The organism is Vulgatibacter sp., assembly GCF_041687135.1.
Lineage (GTDB): Bacteria > Myxococcota > Myxococcia > Myxococcales > Vulgatibacteraceae > JAWLCN01.
Genome location: NZ_JAWLCN010000002.1, coordinates 553,481 through 573,521, shown reverse-complemented (window position 1 = coordinate 573,521; position 20,041 = coordinate 553,481). Strand labels below are relative to the sequence as shown.

Sequence of the window (20,041 nt, the reverse complement as noted above, 5' to 3'; positions counted from 1 at the left end):
CGAGGTGGCAGCGGTGCGCCACGAGCCCACGCGAACCTGCCTGGGCTGCATGGGGAAGGAGCCGAAGGAGCGGCTCCTCCGCCTGGTTCGAGGCCCGACGGGCGAGGTCACGGTCGACAGCACCGGGACCGCGCCGGGGCGGGGCGCGTGGGTCCATCCGAGGACCACGTGCCTGACGAAAGCAGAGACGCCCCGGGCCCTGGGGCGTGCCTTCCGCGGCAAAGCGAAGGCGCCACGGCCCGGGGAGCTGCTTGCAGAATTTGCTGCCGCAGGCTTGCGGCTCGACGAAGAACAGACGCGGGATCGAGGCGCCGGTTGACCTCTGCTTCCCGCTGGACTACGAACGGCGCTCCCGTTGTTGCCCCTCGATGGCAGACGGACGGGATGCCGGGGGAAGACAGAGGATTATGGCGAAGAAGCGCGTGTACGAGCTCGCGAAAGAGCTCGGAATGCAGAACAAGGAGCTGGTCGACTGGCTCCAGGCGCACGGGTACGACGAAGTGAAGTCGCACTCCAGCTCGCTGGATGACGACCAGGCCCAGGCTGTGACAGACAAAATTCAGGCAGAGCGCAACCCCTCCCCCGCGGCCCCGCCGCCCAAGGGATTCGTCGTCCGTCGCCGTCGCGCGGACATCGAGCCCACCACCGAAAACGCTCCTGCAGCAGCGCGCCCCGCGCAGCAGCAGGGTGCGCCCGCCCCGCAGCAGCCGGAGCGTCGTCCCGCCGCAGAGCCGGAGTTCCGGCCCGCGGTCGTGGTCCGCCGTCCGCCTGCGCCGGCTCCCGCAGGGCAGCCCGCGGCAGCGGTCGCGCAGCAGGCGCCCGAAGCAGCGGCTCCCGCAGCGGAGGCAGCGACGGAGAACGTCGCAGCAGCAGCGGCGCCCGAGCAGCCCGAGGCACCGGCAGCAGCAGCGCAGCCCGAGGCTGCGGAGCGCGAGCCCGCCGCCGCAGCCGCCGAGGCAGCGCCTTCGCCCCGCGTGGAAGCCCCCTCGGTCCCGGCGCCGCAGCCGCGCACCGAGGTCCAGGTTCGTCCCGGCGCCCCCGGCGGCGCGCCGCGCCCGCAGCCCCGCGTCGAGGTTCGCACCCCGAACCTCCCGGGTATGCGTGGCCCCAACGTTCCGGTGCAGGAAGGCGTCGACCCGCGCACCCTGCGCCCGACCGCCACCCAGGCCGTGGTCATCTCGCGCCCGCTCATCCCGATCCGGCGCGTGACCCCGCCCACCTCGACGTTCCGTCCCGCCCCCGCGGCCCCCGGCCGCACGGCGATCGGCGAGCGCCGCGAGGTCCGCGTGGTCCCCGACTCGATGGGCCGCGGTCGTGAGTTCATCGACGTCACCAAGGACAAGGCCGGCCAGCGCCGCCGCGGCGGCTCGCGCTTCGGCGCAGGCCCCGGCACCCCTGGTAGCCCCGGTGAGCCCGGCAAGATGCCGTCGAAGCAGGACCTGATCGACCTGGCACGTGGCCGCGCCCACATCCCGACCCGCGCACGCAAGCGGAAGCCGACCAAGAAGGGCGCCAAGACCCTGATCACGACGCCGAAGGAGTCGAAGCGCGTGATCCGGATCGACGAGGCCATCTCGGTCTCCGATCTGTCGCAGCGCCTCGGTGCCAAGGCGAACGAGCTGATCCGCAAGCTGATGAAGATGGGCGTGATGGCGAGCATCAACCAGATGCTCGACCTCGAGACCGCCCAGCTCCTCGCCACCGACTACGACCACACGGTCGAGAAGGCCGGCTACGAGGAGTCGCAGTTCATCTCCGAGGAGGAGGATCGCGCCGAGGATCTCAAGCCGCGTCCGCCCGTGGTCACCATCATGGGCCACGTCGACCACGGCAAGACCTCGCTGCTCGACGCCCTCCGCTCCGCCAACGTCGCCGACGGCGAGGCGGGCGGCATCACCCAGCACATCGGCGCCTACTCGGTGAACACCGCCAAGGGCCCGGTCACCTTCCTCGACACCCCGGGCCACGAGGCGTTCACCGCCATGCGTGCCCGCGGCGCGCAGGCCACCGACGTGGCCGTGCTCGTGGTGGCTGCCGACGACGGCGTGATGCCCCAGACGATCGAGTCCATCAACCACGCCAAGGCCGCCGAAGTCCCGGTGGTGGTGGCGATCAACAAGATGGACAAGCCCGACGCCAACCCCGACCGCGTCAAGCAGATGCTGGCGGAGCACGGCCTCGTTCCGGAAGACTGGGGCGGCGACACCATCATGGTGCCCGTCTCCGCCAAGGCGAAGCTCAACCTCGACCTGCTGCTCGAGAACATCGCGCTGCAGTCCGAGGTCCTCGAACTCGCCGCCAACCCGGACAAGCCGGCCAAGGGCATCGTCATCGAGTCGAAGCTCGAGAAGGGCCGTGGCCCGGTTGCCACCGTCCTCGTGCAGGAGGGTACCCTCCGTGCCGGCGACGCAGTGGTGTGCGGCCAGCAGTACGGCAAGCTCCGTGCGCTGAACGACTACCGCGGCAAGCAGGTCAAGGAGACCCTCCCCGGCTTCCCGGTGGAGATCATCGGCCTCTCGGGCGTCCCCACCGCCGGTGACGAGTTCCACGTCGTCAAGGACATCAAGGCCGCCGAAGAGGTCGCGAAGAACCGCGAGCTCGTCGAGCGCAAGAAGGAGATGGCCAAGACCTCCAAGCTCACCTCCCGCGAGGAGCTCTTCGCCTCGATCCGGAAGAGCGAGCAGAAGGAGCTCAAGGTCATCCTCAAGGCCGACGTGGGCGGTTCGTCCGAGGCCGTCGCCCAGGCGTTGCTCAAGCTGTCCACGCAGAAGGTCCGCGTGAACATCATCCACAAGGCCGTGGGCGCGGTGACCGAATCCGACGTCAACCTGGCCAAGGCCTCCGGCGCCCTGATCGTCGGCTTCAACGTGAAGCCCGAGAGCAAGGTGCAGGACGCCGCAGCGCGCCTCGACGTGGACGTCCGGCTCTACTCCATCATCTACGAGGCAGTGGACGACGTCCGCCTCGCGATGGAGGGCATGCTCGGCTTCCTCACCCGCGAGAAGACCATCGGCAAGGTGGAGGTCCGCCAGATCTTCAGCACGCCGAAGGGCATCATCGCCGGCTCCGCCGTCACCGACGGCAAGATCGTCCGCAACGCCATGGCCCGGGTCTTCCGCGAGCGGAAGCAGATCCACCAGGGCAAGATCGCATCGCTGCGCCGCTTCAAGGACGACGTCCGCGAAGTTGCCCAGGGCTTCGAATGCGGTCTCGGCTTCGACGGCTTCAACGATCTGCAGGTCGGCGACACCCTCGAGGTCTTCGAGATCGAGCAGATCCGCCAGTCGCTGTAGCGCAGTCCAGCGGCCCGCCCGGGCTAACGCCCGGGCGAACCGCTGGATGCTCCCGCTCCGCGGGAGCAGGCGCTACCTTCTTGTTGGCTACGCCCTTCGGGCTTCGCGGCTTCCGGCCTTCGGCCTGCAGCCCGTTGGCCGTGCGGGGAGAGATGGTCGTCGGCACCCTCCGCTTCGTGTTGCAGATCCCCGGATCCGCGTCGCTCAAGGCCAAGCGCCACGTGATGCGCAAGGTCATCGACCGGGTCCGGGCCCGCTTCAACGTCGCGATAGCAGAGGTCGGCGACAACGACCTCTGGCAGAAGGCGACCATCGGCGTGGCGGCGGTCGGCAACGACCGCGCCTTCGTCAACGAGGTCCTCGACAAGGTGCTGCGCTCCGTGGAGGAGGGCGGCGCCGAGGCCTTCGTCGTTTCCCACGAGCTCGAGATCCTCACCCTCTCGGAGATGTACGGCGGCGGCCGCTCCCACTCGGAGCGGACGCTGGCAGAGGCGGAGGGACTCGCCCCTCCCTTCGGTTTCGAAGACGGGGACGAGGGGGCGGGGGACGAGGACTATCCTTCCCTCGAAGAGCTCGAAGAGGCCGCGGCCTCGTACCAGGCGCCCGGGCCGAAGGGCCGGCGCCGCTAGGATTCCAAGTGGCACACGACAGACCGCAGCGCGTCGGGCAGCTCATCCAGGAAGAGCTCGGCCGCCTCGTCACCAAGGGGTTCAAGGACCCCCGGATCGGCTTCGTCACCTTCACCGGCGTGAAGGTGAGCCCCGATCTGCGACAGGCGGTGGTCTACTGGTCGATGTTCGGCGCCGACGAGGCGCAGCGGAACGAGACGGCGGCGGGCCTCAAGGCAGCCACCGGCTTCATGAAGCGCGAGATCGGTTCGGCCTTGAGCCTCCGCTACGTCCCCGACCTCCGCTTCGTCTACGACGAGGCGATCGATCGCGGCGACCGCATCGACAGGCTCCTCCGGCAGGTGAAGGAGGAGGAGGCGGCGCGCACGAGCGACGACGAAGCCCCCGGCGTTCCGGGTGGCGAGAACGAGAGCTGAAGGGCTTTCCCCAACCCGAGATCGGTGTACCCGTGGACGGCGTCCTCATCGTCGACAAGCCCATCGGCCCCACCTCCTTCGACGTGGTGCGCCGCGTCCGCGCCCTGGGCTCCGGCCGCAAGGCAGGACATACCGGCACGCTCGATCCGATGGCGACCGGTGTTCTTCCCGTCTGCCTGGGTGACGCCACCAAGATCGCCTCCTTCATCACCGAGGGTGACAAGGAGTACGAGGGCGTCGTCCAGCTCGGGGTGGAGACCGACAGCTACGACGCCACCGGCAAGGTGGTGGCCGAGCGCTCCATCGCCGCGGTGAAGCCCGCCGAGGTGGAACGGGCGGTCGCCGCGATGCAGGGCGAGTACTGGCAGACGCCGCCGATGTTCTCGGCGGTGAAGGTCGGCGGCAAGCGGCTCTACGAGCTGGCCCGCAAGGGCGAGGAGATCGAGCGGAAGCCCCGCAAGGTCAACCTCGAGCGGATCGAGCTCACCCGCTACGACGCGCAGACCGGCGCCGCCACGATCTTCGTCCACTGCTCCAAGGGCACCTACGTGCGCTCGATCGCCCACGAGCTGGGCGAGGCGCTCGGCGTGGGCGGCCACCTGATGGCGCTCCGGCGTCTGCGGAGCGGCCCCTTCTCCCTCGATCGCGCGGTGCCCCTGCCGGTGATCCTCGACCTGGCGGCCTCCGGCAGGCAGGACGAGATCGCCCGTTTCGTGGTGCCGATGTCCGAGGCCCTCGCGGAGCTGCCCGAGGCGCGGCTCGACGAGACGCGGGCGCGCAAGGTGGCCTACGGCATGGTTCTCGGGGCCAGGGACCTCGCCGAGAGCGGGCTGCCGCGGCAGGAGGAGGGGGTCCGGGTCCGGATCACCGGCCCCGGCGGGCGCCTGCTCGCGGTGGCGGAGCAGCGGCAGGGCACGCTGCGCTACGTGCGCGTGCTGGTCACCCCGCAGGACCTGCTCGGCTCCTGAATGGTGATTGACCACCCGTTGTTGTGTCGGTAACTTGCGCCGACTCACGGACCCTGGCGGTTCGTGGGCTCGACGTATTGGGCCGCCCCGCCTGCACCGCTCCGCGGACCTGGGGCATACGAGGCCCACCCCTGGCCATCCCGGCCATGGGGAGGGAGCGGATGGATGAAGCAAATGGCATTGCTCAAGGACCGGAAGCAGGAGCTCGTCTCGAAGTTCGCCCGCGGTGAGGGTGACACGGGTTCCCCCGAGGTGCAGATCGCGCTCCTCTCCGAGCGCATCACCTACCTCACCGAGCACTTCAAGACCCACGCGAAGGATCACCACTCGCGCCGCGGTCTGCTCAAGCTGGTCGGCCAGCGTCGGCGTCTTCTCGACTACCTGAAGCGCAAGGACGTGAGCCGCTACAAGACCGTCATCGACGCGCTCGGAATCCGGAAGTAGTCCGGCTCCGACACGGGGGCGCTCCCATCCCGGGGGCGCCCTTCGCGTATCGAGGCCTTCGCACCGGAGGGTGGTGCAAAGGGGCTTTTGGTTTCCGACTCGAGCCAGCGAATCCCTTCGCTGGTTCGGCTCAGGGACCAAAGCCCCCTCTCCGGCGAGGCCGCCAACCCCCGCGCCGTGTGTGGCACGGGAAATAGAGAGGCAGCATGAACCACATCGTCAAGAAGGCCGATCTCCAGGGCAAGGAGATCACCATCGAGACCGGCAAGATCGCCAAGCAGGCGGACGGCTCGGTCATCGTCCGCCAGGGCGACTCGATGGTCCTCGTCACCGTCGTCAGCGCCAAGGAGAAGAAGGAGGGTCTCGACTTCTTCCCCCTGACCTGTGACTACCAGGAGAAGCTGGCTGCAGCCGGCAAGATCCCGGGCTCGTTCTTCCGCCGCGAGGGCCGCCCCTCCGACAAGGAGACGCTCACCTCCCGCGTGATCGACCGCTCGCTCCGGCCGCTCTTCCCCGAGGGCTACCAGAACGAGACCCAGGTCATCGCCACCGTGCTCTCCTGGGATCCGAACGCCGACACCGACGTGCTCGCGCTCACCGGCGCGTCCTGCGCGATCGCCTGCTCGGACATCCCCTTCAACGGCCCCATCGCCGGCGTGCGCGTCTGCCGCATCGACGGCCAGCTGGTCGCCAACCCGAGCCACGAGGACCGCGAGCGCGCCGACCTCGAGATCATCATGGCCGCGTCGAAGGACGCGATCACGATGGTCGAGGGTGGCGCCGCCGAGGTGCCCGAGGACGTGATGGTCGAGGCGCTGCTCTTCGGCCAGGCCGCGGTGCAGAACCTGCTCCGCGTGCAGGAGGAGCTGACCCGCGAGCTCGGCAAGACCGAGAAGCGCGCCTTCGAGCCGCCGAAGGTCGACGAGGCCCTGCGGACCCAGCTCAAGGAGATCGCCTGGGAGCCGATCAAGGCCGCCTACGGCAACGCCGAGAAGGGCCCGCGCTACGCGGCGCTCTCCGTCGCCAAGAAGCAGGCGATGGCGGCGATGAAGGAGAAGCTCGGCGACTCGTACGCGTCCCGCGAGAAGGAGCTCAAGGGCTACTTCGAGGACTTCAAGTACGACTACATGCGCGGAATGATCGTCAACGAGGGCGTCCGCATCGCCGGTCGCAAGCACGACGAGATCCGCAGCATCTGGAGCGAGGTGGGTGCGCTTCCCCGCAGCCACGGCTCGGCGATCTTCACCCGTGGCGAGACGCAGTCGATCTGCACCGCGACCCTCGGCACCGGTGACGACGAGCAGCGCATCGAGATGCTCACGGGCATGCACTTCAAGCGCTTCCTGCTCCACTACAACTTCCCGCCCTACTCGGTGGGCGAGGTGAAGTTCCTCCGCTCGCCGGGCCGCCGCGAAATCGGCCACGGTGCGCTGGCGGAGCGCGCGCTGCGCTACGTGATGCCGAGCGAGGAGCAGTTCCAGTACGTCGTCCGCATCACCTCCGACATCACCGAGTCGAACGGCTCGTCGTCGATGGCCACGGTCTGCGGCGGCTGCCTCGCGCTGATGGACGCCGGCGTGCCGATCAAGGCGCCGGTGGCCGGCATCGCCATGGGTCTGATCAAGGAGGGCGACAAGATCGCCATCCTCTCGGACATCCTCGGCGACGAGGATCACCTCGGCGACATGGACTTCAAGGTCTGCGGCACCGCCAAGGGGATCACGTCCATCCAGATGGACATCAAGATCACCGGCGTGACCCGGGAGATCCTCGAGCGCGCGCTCAACCAGGCCCGCGACGGCAGGAACCACATCCTCGGCAAGATGCTCGAGGCGCTGCCCGAGTCCCGCAAGGAGATCTCGCAGTTCGCCCCGCGGATCACCTCGATCAAGATCCGCCCCGAGCGCATCAAGGACGTCATCGGGCCCGGCGGCAAGGTGGTGAAGGACATCATCGCCCGCACCGGCTGCTCGGTGGACATCAACGACGACGGCACCATCAACATCGCCTCGTCGGACAGCGTCAAGGTCGACCAGGCCATCCAGATGATCCGCAACCTCACCCAGGAGGCGGAGATCGGGAAGGTCTACATGGGCACGGTGCGCCGCATCGTGGAGTTCGGCGCCTTCGTGGAGATCTTCCCGGGCACCGACGGCCTCGTCCACATCTCGGAGCTCTCCGACAAGCGCGTCAAGAGCGTCAGCGACGTGCTCAACGAGGGCGACGAGGTGATGGTCAAGGTCATCTCCGTCGACCGCCAGGGCAAGATCCGCCTCTCCCGCAAGGAGGCGCTCGCTGGCGCCGCCGGCGGCGGCGAGGGCGGCGAGGCCGGTGGCGAGGGGCAGGCCCAGGCCTGATCCACGCGCCAGCGTGACATGACGAAGGGCGGGCTCGCTTGGGTGGCGGGCCCGCCCTTCGTCTTTCTCGCGCGGGCGACACACCTTCTTGCGCAGGGGGGGATGGTGGAACTGCTCGATCGCCTGCTGCCCGGAGCGCCGCTCGTCGAGATCGACGAGGTGGTGATCGACGCGCCGGCGCAGGCGGTCTGGGCGGCGGTGCGCCACGGGAGCATCGGCGGGGCGGGCTTCGTCCGGCTGCTCTTCGCGCTCCGCACCATCCCCGAGCGGCTCCTCGGCCACGGGGACGATCTGCGGCTGCGGATCGACGAGATGCGCTCGTCGCCCGAGCGGCCGGGCTTCCAACTCCTCCTCGAGGAGCCGGGGCGGGAGGCGGCGGTGGGGGCGATCGGCAAGGTGTGGCGGGCGCGGATCCCCTTCCTCCACGTGGACGCCGCCGCCTGGGAGGCCTTCGCGGAGCCAGGCTGGGTGAAGGTGGCCTGGGCGCTGCGGGTGACGCGGCACGAAGGCGGCAGCAGGCTCGCGATCGAGGCACGTGTCGACGCCACCGACGACCTCTCGTGGCTGCGCTTCCGCCGCTACTTCCGGGTGATCGGCCCCTTCTCGCGGGCGATCCGCCGATCGCTCCTGCGCGGGGTGGCCCGGGAGCTCGAGGGCGGTGCCCGTTTGCGGGCCTGAGGCACCATCGCTCGGTGCATTGCCCTGCTACCCGTCGTGCGTTAGCGTCGCCATTCATCGCCCACAGGGGGAAACGATGCGCGGCTGGCTTCTCGCAGGGCTTGGTCTTGTCTCGTCGCTGGGCTGCGGTGGTGCGGAGGAGCGGCAGGCTGCCGTGCCGACCTGCACGCTCCCGAATTGCGACGAGGCGCAGCTCCTCGGCAGGGCCGACGCGCTCCTCGGCACGACCGAGGGCGGGATCGTCTTCGCACGGCGCAGCTTCGCGTTCGGCGGTGATTGGAGCGGGGTGGAGCTCTGGCACCTCTCGCTCGTCGATGCCGCCGAGACGCGGATTGGCGTGGGCATCCACCCGGCGACGGTCCGGGTCGCCACCGACGGGACGGTGCTCTACCTCGAGGTGGCGCAGCTCGCCGAGGGCGCGCGCTGGGACGATCTGCGCGGCGTGCTCCACCGGTGGGATCCCCGCACCGGCAGGGATGCGGTCCTCCTCGACGACGTCCGACCTGGCCAGTACGACAGCTGCGGCGGCAACGCCTGGGCCTGGCACGGCGAGGGAGCCGCGGCCAGTTGCGGCACCCTGGCGGTCTACGACGGCGCGAGCGGGACGAGCGTCGACGTCGCCAGCGCCTGTGACTACGGCACCGTCGAGCAGCTCGCTCTCTTCTCGACCGGCTGCAGCCGGGTGATCCTCGCCGGGAGCGTATGGGAGCAGGACTACACCGGGATCACCGCCTACTCCGTCGAATCGGGCGAGGCGCGCCGCCTCGGCAGCAGGTACGGCGGAGGCTTCCTCGTCGACGAGGACGGCTACCGGCTCGTCGCGTTCTTCGACACCGCCCTCGCGCGGATCGATGTGTCGACGGGCCACCCCTATCCCATTGACGGTGATCCTCGCGAGGTGGTCCCGCTTGCGCTGGGGGACAACAACGATCTTCTGTACCTGCGCACCCACAACGCGGGAGCGCCCGACCTCTACTGGGCACGGGGCTTCGGCGAGCCTGCGGCGCTGGTGGCCGCCGACGTCGAGATGGGCGACACCGCCTTCTGGCCCGAGAGGAAATGGCTCGCGTGGATCGAGGAGGGGCAGTCGGTCGAGGGCAACCGCATCCGCGTCGTCGCCACGCAAACCGGCAGCCTGATCGAGTTTGCCGCGCCGGCCCTCGCCTTCGTCGGCGAGCGGGGTGGGGCGCCCTTCGCCAGGCGCCGGGAAGCCTTCAGTCGCTCCGGCTGGATCTTCTTCGCCGCACAGCGCGAGGGCGGGGGCACGGGCCTCGACGCGTGGCAGCCGCAGAGCGGCGTCCACTACCGTCTCGGCGACAGCGCGCCCCGGCTCGCGCGCGTCGATCACGACGAGGATCGGATCGGCTGGATCGACGAGACGGGTGCGCTCCGCCTCGTCGACTTCCCCCTCGATTTCGAGCCGCTGCTGGTGGGCGGCGACGTCGTCGACTTCCGCTTCGTCGGCGACTGGCTGGTCTGGACCGATGGCAGCGGCATGCTCCACGCCGTGCCGCTGCGCACCGGCTGGCATCGGTAGCAGGCGAGGCCGAACACCACGTGCGCCTCGACGTCGACGCCGGCCGAAGTGACGGTAGGAACGGAAGCGGGGCGACCCGGCGCTGCCGGATCGCCCCGCGTCGATCAACGCCCGCTCAGTAGCAGGAGCTCTGGGCGAAGCAGGCCTGGTAGCAGCTGCTGGCGTCGAGGACCGCCGCCTCGCAATGCTCCCAGAGGCAGGCATCGTCGTACTGCTCCTCGGAGACGCAGCCGTTCTGCTGCCCGCAGGTCGTAATCGCGGCGAACTCCACCGTGCAGACCTGCTCGACGCACCGCCCCTCCTCTGCCTCGAGGCAGCTGGCGCAGGAGGCGCCACCCGGATCCGTGGAGCAGGGGCCGTCGCCGGCGGGGACCGGCTCGCAGACGTCGTAGATGTGCTCGACGAGGGTGGTGCCCGGCGGCGGCGCCTCGAAGGGCACGCCGGTGGTGGTGAGCGGGACGGTGAGCATGCTCTCGTCGAGTCCGCACATGTCGTACTCGATGAGGTGCATGCCGTCGGGCAGCGGCGCCGGCTGCGTGGCGCCCACGTCCGCCTCGATGAAGAGGAGCAGGTGATCCAGGGCGATGCCCACACCCACGTCGGGCGGCGCGACGTCGTAGCCGTCGAAGGCGAAGGTGCCGTCGCCGTTCGCGTCTTCCACCGCGAGGATCATGCCGCTCGCCCACGAGTAGCCCACTTCCGGCTGGAGCCACGCGGGCGCAGCGATCGTCGCCGGCAGGTAGCTCACGTCCAGCGCCGGTGCGGCGAGGAGCTCGGTACCGTAGATCACGTTGCCGTTGCCGTCGTGCGCCGGCCAGGCGATGCCGATCCGCGGCGCCGTTCCCTGCCCGCTCCAGCCGCCGCCCGACCCACCGCTGCCCCCGCCGCCGACGCCGCCGGTGCCCGTGTCGCCGCCAGTGCCGCCCGTGCCACCGGTGCCGGTATCGCCACCCGTGCCGCCGTCCCCACCGCCGCCGGTGATCGGCCCGCTGTCCTCGAGATCCGTGTCGGCACCGCTCTCGCCGGTACCGCACGCCGCCAGAAACATCGCTGCAACCAGAATACTCCGATACATCATGTACTGCCCTCCCTGGCAGGCGCCGAAGCGATCTGCCGACTCCATGATGCAGGAGCGGAGTCGTCGGGGAAGCAGTCGGTGACACGATTCTGTATACACCCGCAGTCTGCGGGGCCTTGAGCGCGGCACGTCTGTCGGGCGAGACTTCGCCCGACTTCCCCGGGAGGATGCGATGCAGCTGGCTGAGGCGATGGCGGCGCTGGAAGCGGCGGGCACGGAGCAGAACCGGAAGATCTACCGGCGCCACGGCATGCCCGATCCGCTCTTCGGCGTGAGCTTTGCCGTCTTCGGCAAGCTTCAGAAATCGATCAAGCGCGACCAGGCGCTGGCCGACGCGCTCTGGGCCACGGGCAACGGGGACGCGCGGCTCCTCGCTTCGATGATCGCCGACCCGGCGGCGGCGCCGCTGGAGCGCTGGGCCGCCGCCCTCGACAACTACTTCTCCACCGACATCTTCGTAAAACACGTGGCGGCGCCTGCACCGGGTGCGTGGGAGCGGGCGCGCACGTGGATCGACGCCGACGGCGAGTGGATCGAGCGGGCGGGCTGGTCGACGCTCACGCACCTGGCGATGGGCAAGCTGCCGATCGCCGACGACGAATGGCTCGCCTTCCTGCCGCGGATCGAGCGCGAGGTGCAGGGCGCGAAGAACCGCGTGCGCGATGGGATGCTCGCGCTCGTCGCCGCCATCGGCCTGCGCAACGAGGCGCTGCGCGGGCCTGCCCTCGCTGCTGCGGCGCGCATCGGCCACGTCGAGGTCGATCACGGCGAGACCTCGTGTGAGACGATCGACGCAGCGGGGATGATCGAGCGGGGCTGGGCCCGCAAGGCCGGGAAGCCGTTGCCGCCGAAGCGGGTTTCCGCCGGGGCGAAGAAGAAGGCGGCGCCTGCCGCGAAGCCCGCGGGCAGGACGGCCCGGGCGCCAGCGAAGAAGGCCACCCCCGCGCCGAAGAAGGGCACGAAGAAGTGAGCGAAGAGAACTACCAGCTGCTCGTCACCGTCTGCCTCGCGGTGGTGCTCCTGCTTTCCCCGTTCGCCGGGATCCACCGCGCCGTGCGCCGCCTCCGCGCGAAGGCCGAGTCCTCCACCGCGCCGGTCTTCGCCGGCGTGGTGGTCGCCGCCGACGCCATCGCCGGACTCGCCGGCCTCTTCGAGCAGCCGGTGGCGCTCCTCGCCGTTCTCCTCGCGGTGATCTGGCTGGTCGCAGCCCTCGCCTCCAACGGCCTCGTTCGCCGGGCGAAGGCGAAGGCCGCTGCCAGGACGGCGGCGCTGCCGCCCGAACCGCCGCCGTCCCAGCAGCTTTGACCAGGGGCGGGCGCCCTGCGCCTGGCTTTCAGTATTTACATCTGTCCTCCCTTCCGGGGTAGGCTGGGCCATCCGGTCTCGGCAGGGAGGCGTGTCTTGAAGAAGCTGGTCGTGGTGCTGGGCGCGTGGGCGCTCGCTGGTTGTGGCGGCGAAGAGGCGGCGCCGGTGGCGCAGAGCGATTGCAGCCTGCCCGATTGCGAGGCGATCGAGAGCCTCGGGACGGTGGGCAGGCCGCTGCACGCCGTGGGCACGGACGCATTGCTGGGCTTCCGCGGCGGCAAAGGGGAGAAGGGGGATCTCTTCTTCCACCCCATCGGCAGCAAGGCGCAGGCGGTCGCCTCCGGCGTCTTCGCGGAGACCGTCGCCGTCGACCCCGCCGGCGACGTGGTCCTCTACCTCGAGCCCACCGGCACGGCGCCCACGGTGCGCGGCGAGCCGGTCGGCGTGCTGCAGCGCTGGAACGTCCACAGCGGCGCCACCACCCAGGTGCTGGGCGACGCCCGCGGCGCTGCGTTCGGCGTCTGCGGCGACTGGCTGTGGAGCTGGCACGGCGGCGGCACCTTCGCCAACTGCGCCTGGATGAGCGCGCAGCAGATCTCCACCGGCAAGTGGGTCGGTCTCGGGGACAGCTGCGACGGCTGGTCGGTGGAGCGGCTCGCCTGGTTCTCCCGCGACTGCGGCAGCCTCGTCACCGCGCCGGGCACCGAGCAGGTGGGCGTCGGCGTGACCCACCTGGCGAGCGGCGCCCAGCAGATCGTCGGCGCGGGCACCGGGAGCTTCCTCGCCTCGCCCCGCCTCGACCGTGTGGTCGCCCCAGATGGCGCCTCCGGGCAGCTGCTCCTCGCCGACCTGCTCACCGGCACCGAGCGATCGCTCACCGAAGGCTGGGTCTCCGGGCAGCCGTGGCGCTTCTCTCCTTCCGGCTACGCGCTGATCTACCAGGTGCAGGACGCCGAGGACGGAAACCACCTCCTGCTGCTGCGCGACGGCGGCGAGCCGGTGGAGCTCTCGCAGGGCTTCGCCTTCGTGGAGGCGGTGGGCTTCTCGCCGAACGAGCGTGCGGTCGCGTGGGTGGAGCGCTCGCTCGCCGACGGCAGGCGCCACCTCTGGCTGCAGGACACGGAGAGCGGCGTGCGGGTGGAGGTCGACGGCGACGCCTTCGCCGGCAACGATTCGTCCATCGCCCCGGTGGTGGACGACGGGGGCGCGTTCGTCGCCTGGATCGATCGCGACGGATCGCTCCGCCTGGCCGACCTGGCCCGCGACACGTCGTGGCAGGTGGCCACCGGCGTCGACAGCTTCCTCTTCGTCGGGGAGCGCCTGGTGTGGAGCGACGGCACCGCCGGCCACGTGGTGCCGCTGCCACGGAGCTGAGCCCGCGCGCCTTGACCCGGCGTGCAGCTGCGGGAACCATGCGCGCCTTCTCCCCGAGGAGGCAGCATGGAGATCCACATCAAGCGAATGGGGAGCCGCGGCGAGCCGCTGCCGCTTCCCACCTACGCCACGGACGGCAGCGCCGGCCTCGATCTGCGCGCCGACGAGGCCGTGACCCTGGAGCCGGGCGAGCGGAAGCTGGTCCCCACCGGGATCGCCGTGGCGATCCCGCCGGGCTTCGAGGGCCAGGTGCGCCCGCGCTCCGGGCTCGCGCTGAAACGAGGCGTGACGACCCTCAACGCTCCCGGCACGATCGACGCCGACTACCGCGGCGAGTGCGGCGTGATCCTGATCAACCACGGCCGGGAGCCGGTCCACCTCCCGCGGGGCGAGCGAATCGCCCAGCTGGTCATCGCGCGCTTCGAGCGCGTGCAGCTGCGCGAGGTCGACGCCCTCGACGATACTGCGCGCGGCGCCGGCGGCTTCGGGCACACGGGCCAGAGCTGAGGACCCACCAGGACGCCCCGGGCCAGCCGACGGTTGCCCGGCGTCGCCTGCTCGACTATACGGGCCGCCACTTCGCACGGAGGCTCGTAAGGCCATGATCGCTCGCTACTCCCGCCCCGAGATGACCGCCCTTTGGACCAGCGAAGCCCGCTACGAGCGTTGGCTCGCGGTGGAGATGGCCGCCTGTGAAGCGATGGCCACCCGCGGCGAGGTCCCGCAGGACGAGTGGAAGCGCCTGCAGGAGAAGGCGCCGAAGCAGGTGACCGCGCAGGACGCCGAGCGGATCGAGGAGATCGAGAAGGTCGTCAAGCATGACGTCATCGCCTTCCTCACCTGGGTGGAGGAGCAGGTCGGACCCGAGGCGCGCTGGCTCCACCTCGGCCTCACCTCGAGCGACGTGCTCGACACCACGCTGGCGCTGCAGCTCAAAGAGGCCGGCGAGCGGATCCTGCAGGGGCTCGACGCCTCCCTCGCCGCCATCGAGAAGCGCGCCTTCGAGCACAAGAACACCGCGATGATCGGCCGCTCCCACGGCATCCACGCCGAGCCGATCACCTTCGGCATCAAGCTGGCCAACTGGCACGCCGAGCTCTCTCGCGATCGTGCCCGCCTGGCCACCGCCATCGAGAACGTGGCGTACGGCAAGATCTCCGGCGCGGTCGGCACCTTCGCCAACGTCGATCCGGCGGTCGAGGCCCACGTCTGCACCAAGCTCGGCCTGAAGGCCGATCCCGTCTCCACCCAGGTGGTGAGCCGCGATCGCCACGCCGAGTACTTCAACGCGCTGGCGCTCCTCGGCGCCTCGATCGAGCGCTGCTCCGTCGAGATCCGCCACCTCCAGCGCACCGAGGTGCGCGAGGCGGAGGAGCCCTTCACCGCCGGCCAGAAGGGCTCGTCGGCGATGCCCCACAAGCGCAACCCCATCCTCACCGAGAACATGACGGGCCTGGCCCGCCTGCTCCGCGGCTACGCCGTCACCGCGCTGGAGAACGTGGCGCTGTGGCACGAGCGCGACATCTCGCACTCGTCGGTGGAGCGGGTGATCGGCCCCGACGCCACCATCCTCGCCGACTTCATGCTCTTCCGCTTCACGCGCCTCGTCGCCGAGATGCGCGTCTACCCGGAGCGCATGCAGGAGAACCTCGAGATCACCGGCGGCCTCGTCTACTCGCAGCGCCTGCTCCTCGAGCTCGCCCGCCGCGGCATCGCCCGCCAGACCGCCTACGTCTTCGTGCAGCGCAACGCGATGAAGTTCTACGAGGAGGGCGCCGACTTCCTCGAGTCGCTGCTCGCCGACGAGGATCTGCGCAAGCACCTCTCCGAGGACGAGATCCGCGGCGTCTTCGACGTGAGCTACCACACCAAGCACGTCGACACGATCTTCCGCCGGGTCTTCGGCAGGAGCTGATCGGCAGCGCTGCTGCCAGGCGAAAGCGGCCTGCGCCCTCGCGGCGCGGGCCGTTTTTTGTTGGGCAACCGACCTGCTGCTCCACCTTCGCGGCGGGAAACCCCTTGCTGGTTCGCCCCGAAGATCCGATCTAGGGCCCCATGATCCGTCGCAGGACCATCCTCCTCTCGAGCCTGGGGCTCGCCGTCCTCGTCGGGCTCGCGGTCGGCCTGGGGCTGTACACCTTCGCCTACGCGCGCGGTTATTCGTACCTGCTCGACGATCCGTCGGCCTGCGCCAACTGCCACGTGATGGAGGAGCAGTACAGCGGCTGGATCAAGTCGAGCCACCGCGCCGTCGCCGGCTGCAACGACTGCCACACGCCCCACGACACCGTGGGCAAGTACATGGTCAAGGCCAAGAACGGCTTCTGGCACTCGTACTACTTCACCACCGGCACGTTCAAAGAGCCGATTCGGATCACGAAGGACAACCGCGAGGTGACCGAGGCGACCTGCAGGCATTGCCACGGCGACCTCGTGCACGCGATGGACGCCGGCGCCGGCGGCAGGGAGCCGCTCTCCTGCATCCGCTGCCACGGCTCCGTGGGCCATCCCTCGCGGTAACCACCCTCCGGATCCGGCACGCCACCCGTCGATCGACCAAAGGAAGAAGCGAGGACCGATGAGCCACCCGGACGCCGAATCCCCCCGCCGTTTTCGTGCCCGAACCGTCCTGCTCGTGGCGATCGCGGCGGCGGTCGTCACCGCTGCGGTGGCGGCGCTGCTCGTCAACATCTTCGAGCGCAAGCAGGAGGCGCAGGACCCCTTCTTCCGCGTCGTCGAAATCACCGACGACACGGTCGACCCCGCGGTCTGGGGCAAGAACTTCCCCCTGCAATACGACAGCTACCGGCGCACCGTGGATCAGGTGCGCACCCGCTACGGCGGAAGCGAGGCGGTCCCCCGCACCCCCACCGACGCCGATCCCCGCTCGATCGTGGCCAACTCGCGCCTCGAGGAGGATCCGCGGCTCAAGACGATGTGGGCGGGTTACGCCTTCTCCACCGATTTCCGCGAGGAACGCGGCCACGCCTACATGTTCCTCGACCAGCTCTACACCGAGCGGCAGCAGCACACGAAGCAGCCGGGCACCTGCATCAACTGCCACGCTTCGACGTACACCATCTACAAGGAGCTCGGCGACGGCGACCTCGTCGCGGGCTTCGAGAAGATCAACCAGATGCCCTACCAGGAGGCGGCGAAGCTCGCCGAGCATCCGGTCGCCTGCATCGATTGCCACGACCCCGACACGATGCAGCTGCGGGTGACGCGGCCGGCCTTCATGGAAGGCATCGCCCGGGTGAAGAAGCTCCAGGGCCACGAGAACTACGACGTGAACCGCGACGCCAGCCGCCAGGAGATGCGGACCTACGTCTGCGGCCAGTGCCACGTCGAGTACTACTTCCGTGGTCCCGAGAAGCGGCTCACCTATCCCTGGCACAAGGGCCTGCGGATCGACGACATCTACGCCTACTACCAGGAGGAGGGTTTCCGGGATTGGGTGCACGCCGACACCGGCGCGCCGGTGCTCAAGGCGCAGCATCCCGAGTTCGAAACCTTCAACCAGGGCACCCACGCTCGCGCCGGCGTCGCCTGCGCCGACTGCCACATGCCCTACGAGCGCGTCGGCGCGCTCAAGGTCAGCGACCACCACGTCCGCAGCCCGCTCCTCAACATCAACCGCGCCTGCCAGACCTGCCACCGCACCTCGGAGCAGGAGCTGATGGAGCGCGCGATCACGCTGCAGACCCGGACCTTCGACATGCGCAACCGCGCCATGGACGCGCTGGTGGAGCTGATCACCGGGATCGAGGCAGCCCGCGAGCAGGGGCTCGCCGACGAGCAGCTCGCCGACGCCTGGCAGATGCAGCGGAAGTCGCAGTTCTACCTCGACTTCGTCGAGGCCGAGAACTCGATGGGCTTCCACGCGCCGCAGGAGGCGGTGCGCATCCTCGGCGAGTCGATCGACTATGCGCGGCAGGGCCAGGTGGCGCTGCAGCAGGTGGGCGCGAAGCTCCCGCCGCCCGGCTCGGTGCCGCAGGCGCCGGAGGGTGTGCCGCCGCCCTCGCCGCCGGGGCAGCCTCAGCCCACGCAGCCCGGCGCCGCCACCCCGACGACGCCTGCGCAGTAGCAGACCGCGACGAACGCCGCTGGCCCCCTGGCGGCGTTCGTGCTTTGGACCGATGGCGATGGAAACGATCCTCGCGACCGATCGCCTCGTCCTCCGGCCCCTCACCCCCGCCGACGCGCCGCAGGTGCAGCGCCTGGTCGCGGCGCGGGAGGTCGCCGGCGCCACCGCCGACATTCCCTTCCCCTTCGAGGCGGGGATGGCTGCAGCCTGGATCGGGTCGATCGATCCGTCGCACCAGCGGGTCTTCGCGATCACCAGCGGCGGCACGCTGGTGGGCAGCATCGGGCTCCACCGCGACGAGGCCAACGCGCAGGCCGAGCTGGGCTATTGGCTCGGTCTGCAGCATTGGGGAAAGGGCTATGCCACCGAGGCGGGCCGCGCGGTGATCCGCCGCGGCTTCCTCGACCTCGGCCTGCGGCGGATCTGGGCGAGCCACCTCGGGCGCAACCCCGCCTCGGGACACGTCCTCGAGAAGCTCGGCATGCGGCACGAGGGCACGCTGCGGCGCCACGTGCTGCGCTTCGGCGTGCCCGAGGACCTGGTCCACTGGGGCCTGCTCCGCGAGGAATGGCGGCCTTGATTCAAGGCTGGAGGCGATGCACCTGCACCAGCGGCTGCACGCCGTCCAGCTCGCGGCGCAGCAGCGCGGCGATCCGCTCCTCGAGCCCCGGCGCTTCGTCGGGCCCCGCCAGCACCCAGACGTCGGTGAGGAGCCGGTTGCCCGCGCCGCCCGATTGGGGAAAACGGATCCGGGTCTCGAGCAGCACGGGTACATCGGCTCCGCGCAGCTCCCTGGCGACGAGGGATTGCGCGGTGGAGACCACGCTGGCGCGCTGCAGGGCCGGTGGATCGCCGAGCTGCCAGAAGAGCAGGGCGGTGAAGGCGGCTGCCGCCCCGACGAACGCGATCGGCACCAGCGCCTTTCTGCCGGCGGGGAAGCGGGCGCCCTTCGCCGAGAGGCCGACGAGCCGGAAGACGAGCGCGCCGGCGAGTTGAATCCCGGCAATTTGCAGCAGCAGGAGGAAGAAGCCGCTGCGCACCAGGATCCACTCGCCGAGGACGAGGCCCATCGCCACCACGCCGGCGGGCGGGGCGAGGGAGGCGGCGACGAGCATGCCGGTGCCGGCGGCGCTGACGAGGCTGCTGCGCTCCGATTGCGCGAGGTGGAGCGCGCCTGCAGCGCCGGCGACCAGCGGCAACAGCGCGGTCGCATTCGAGATCGAGGCGGTGCGCCGCATCATCTCGGTCGGCGCCTCCGGCCCGATGACCCAGGTGAGCAGCATCCCCACGCCGATGGTGGTGGCGAGGCTCGCAGCGTAGCGACCGAGGCTCCGCAGCAACAGGCTTCCGTCGCCACGGGCTGCAGCCACTGCAGCGTTCATCGCCGGCGAGGCGAAGGGCGCAATGAGCATCGCCGCGGTGAGCAGGTACCAGGTGCCGGTGAGCAGGCCGAGCCAGACCACCGCCCCCGCGGCAGCGGCGAAGCCGAGGAAGCCCTTCCAGCTCCCGACGCTCTGCAGGCCGGAGAGGAAGATCTCGAGGGGGCTGCGCGGCTGCACGTCGAGGACCTGCTGCGGCGCCTCGTCCGGCGGGGGGCGCAGCGCGAAGGCGCCCTGGGGGAGAAGGCTCACGCGCGCGCCCCCGATCGCTTCGTCGAGCGCATCGATGAGCGGTCCCACTTCGTGGTTGGGAAGGTGGAGGAGCACCACGTCGCAGGGCCCGTCTGCGCCCTCCGCCGCCCAGCACGCCTGGTTGGTTGCGCCGCGGGCGGCGGCGAGCCGCTGGACCTGCCCGCCACGCCCCGCCTCGACCTGGACGATCACCTGCCGCATGCCTGGCCTCCGGCGGCCAAGGTAGGCACCGCGCCCGCCAGGG

At 70.3% G+C, this 20,041-nt stretch carries 19 protein-coding genes; 17 read left to right on the top strand and 2 right to left on the bottom strand.

From position 1 onward, the window contains the following. The first annotated feature begins 4 nt into the window (after positions 1–4). The 9 genes from ACESMR_RS06330 to ACESMR_RS06290 all read left to right on the top strand — a co-directional run bounded on the left by ACESMR_RS06330 (position 5) and on the right by ACESMR_RS06290 (position 10,322). A complete protein-coding gene (locus tag ACESMR_RS06330) occupies positions 5–319 on the top strand; it encodes a YlxR family protein (RefSeq protein WP_373046044.1) in 315 nt (104 codons plus the stop codon). An 88-nt stretch (positions 320–407) separates the two neighbouring features. Then, positions 408–3,293, top strand: coding sequence for a translation initiation factor IF-2 (infB, locus tag ACESMR_RS06325; protein WP_373046043.1), 2,886 nt, complete (start codon positions 408–410; stop codon positions 3,291–3,293). 152 nt (positions 3,294–3,445) lie between these two features. Beyond that, positions 3,446–3,922 (top strand): DUF503 domain-containing protein, encoded by a 477-nt coding sequence (locus ACESMR_RS06320; protein ID WP_373046041.1) that lies wholly within the window; start codon positions 3,446–3,448, stop codon positions 3,920–3,922. Positions 3,923–3,930: 8 nt separating this feature from the next. Continuing rightward, positions 3,931–4,338 carry a 30S ribosome-binding factor RbfA gene (gene rbfA, locus ACESMR_RS06315; RefSeq protein ID WP_373046040.1) on the top strand — a complete coding sequence of 136 codons (408 nt, stop codon included), beginning with the start codon at positions 3,931–3,933 and terminating at the stop codon, positions 4,336–4,338. A 32-nt stretch (positions 4,339–4,370) separates the two neighbouring features. Beyond that, the gene (truB, locus tag ACESMR_RS06310; protein ID WP_373046038.1) at positions 4,371–5,306 is read left to right on the top strand and encodes a tRNA pseudouridine(55) synthase TruB; all 936 of its coding nucleotides are present in this window, start codon (positions 4,371–4,373) and stop codon (positions 5,304–5,306) included. Between the two features lie 174 nt (positions 5,307–5,480). After that, entirely contained in the window at positions 5,481–5,750 is a 270-nt protein-coding gene (gene rpsO / locus ACESMR_RS06305) for a 30S ribosomal protein S15 (protein WP_373046037.1), read from the top strand. Between the two features lie 206 nt (positions 5,751–5,956). After that, on the top strand, positions 5,957–8,107 hold the full coding sequence (gene pnp / locus ACESMR_RS06300; RefSeq protein ID WP_373046035.1) for a polyribonucleotide nucleotidyltransferase: 2,151 nt from the start codon (positions 5,957–5,959) through the stop codon (positions 8,105–8,107). Positions 8,108–8,209: 102 nt separating this feature from the next. Further along, positions 8,210–8,785, top strand: coding sequence for a hypothetical protein (locus ACESMR_RS06295; protein ID WP_373046034.1), 576 nt, complete (start codon positions 8,210–8,212; stop codon positions 8,783–8,785). 76 nt (positions 8,786–8,861) lie between these two features. Further along, on the top strand, positions 8,862–10,322 hold the full coding sequence (locus ACESMR_RS06290) for a hypothetical protein (protein WP_373046032.1): 1,461 nt from the start codon (positions 8,862–8,864) through the stop codon (positions 10,320–10,322). Positions 10,323–10,437: 115 nt separating this feature from the next. On the opposite strand, the gene ACESMR_RS06285 is transcribed toward ACESMR_RS06290, so the two are convergent. Further along, positions 10,438–11,370 carry a hypothetical protein gene (locus tag ACESMR_RS06285; protein WP_373046031.1) on the bottom strand — a complete coding sequence of 311 codons (933 nt, stop codon included), beginning with the start codon at positions 11,368–11,370 and terminating at the stop codon, positions 10,438–10,440. Between the two features lie 202 nt (positions 11,371–11,572). Here ACESMR_RS06285 and ACESMR_RS06280 point away from each other — a divergent pair, with 202 nt between their 5' ends. The 8 genes from ACESMR_RS06280 (at position 11,573) to ACESMR_RS06245 (ending at position 18,746) form a co-directional block, all read left to right on the top strand. Next, the gene (locus tag ACESMR_RS06280) at positions 11,573–12,370 is read left to right on the top strand and encodes a DNA alkylation repair protein (RefSeq protein ID WP_373046030.1); all 798 of its coding nucleotides are present in this window, start codon (positions 11,573–11,575) and stop codon (positions 12,368–12,370) included. Beyond that, positions 12,367–12,705, top strand: a complete 339-nt coding sequence (locus tag ACESMR_RS06275; protein WP_373046028.1) for a hypothetical protein — start codon at positions 12,367–12,369, stop codon at positions 12,703–12,705. Before ACESMR_RS06280 ends, ACESMR_RS06275 begins: the two co-directional genes overlap by 4 nt. A gap of 96 nt (positions 12,706–12,801) precedes the next feature. Next, the gene (locus tag ACESMR_RS06270) at positions 12,802–14,079 is read left to right on the top strand and encodes a TolB family protein (RefSeq protein WP_373046027.1); all 1,278 of its coding nucleotides are present in this window, start codon (positions 12,802–12,804) and stop codon (positions 14,077–14,079) included. Positions 14,080–14,145: 66 nt separating this feature from the next. Further along, positions 14,146–14,586, top strand: coding sequence for a dUTP diphosphatase (gene dut / locus ACESMR_RS06265; RefSeq protein WP_373046026.1), 441 nt, complete (start codon positions 14,146–14,148; stop codon positions 14,584–14,586). Between the two features lie 94 nt (positions 14,587–14,680). Next, entirely contained in the window at positions 14,681–15,994 is a 1,314-nt protein-coding gene (gene purB, locus ACESMR_RS06260; RefSeq protein WP_373046024.1) for an adenylosuccinate lyase, read from the top strand. 140 nt (positions 15,995–16,134) lie between these two features. Beyond that, on the top strand, positions 16,135–16,599 hold the full coding sequence (gene nrfH / locus ACESMR_RS06255) for a cytochrome c nitrite reductase small subunit (RefSeq protein WP_373046022.1): 465 nt from the start codon (positions 16,135–16,137) through the stop codon (positions 16,597–16,599). Between the two features lie 58 nt (positions 16,600–16,657). Further along, positions 16,658–18,166 carry an ammonia-forming cytochrome c nitrite reductase subunit c552 gene (locus tag ACESMR_RS06250; RefSeq protein ID WP_373046021.1) on the top strand — a complete coding sequence of 503 codons (1,509 nt, stop codon included), beginning with the start codon at positions 16,658–16,660 and terminating at the stop codon, positions 18,164–18,166. 58 nt (positions 18,167–18,224) lie between these two features. Next, positions 18,225–18,746: a GNAT family N-acetyltransferase gene (locus ACESMR_RS06245; protein WP_373046019.1), complete on the top strand. Its 522-nt coding sequence runs from the start codon at positions 18,225–18,227 to the stop codon at positions 18,744–18,746. Between the two features lies 1 nt (position 18,747). Here the strand turns inward: ACESMR_RS06245 and ACESMR_RS06240 are convergent, their stop codons facing one another. Then, positions 18,748–19,998 (bottom strand): DUF389 domain-containing protein, encoded by a 1,251-nt coding sequence (locus ACESMR_RS06240; protein WP_373046016.1) that lies wholly within the window; start codon positions 19,996–19,998, stop codon positions 18,748–18,750. Between the last annotated feature and the right edge of the window lie 43 nt (positions 19,999–20,041).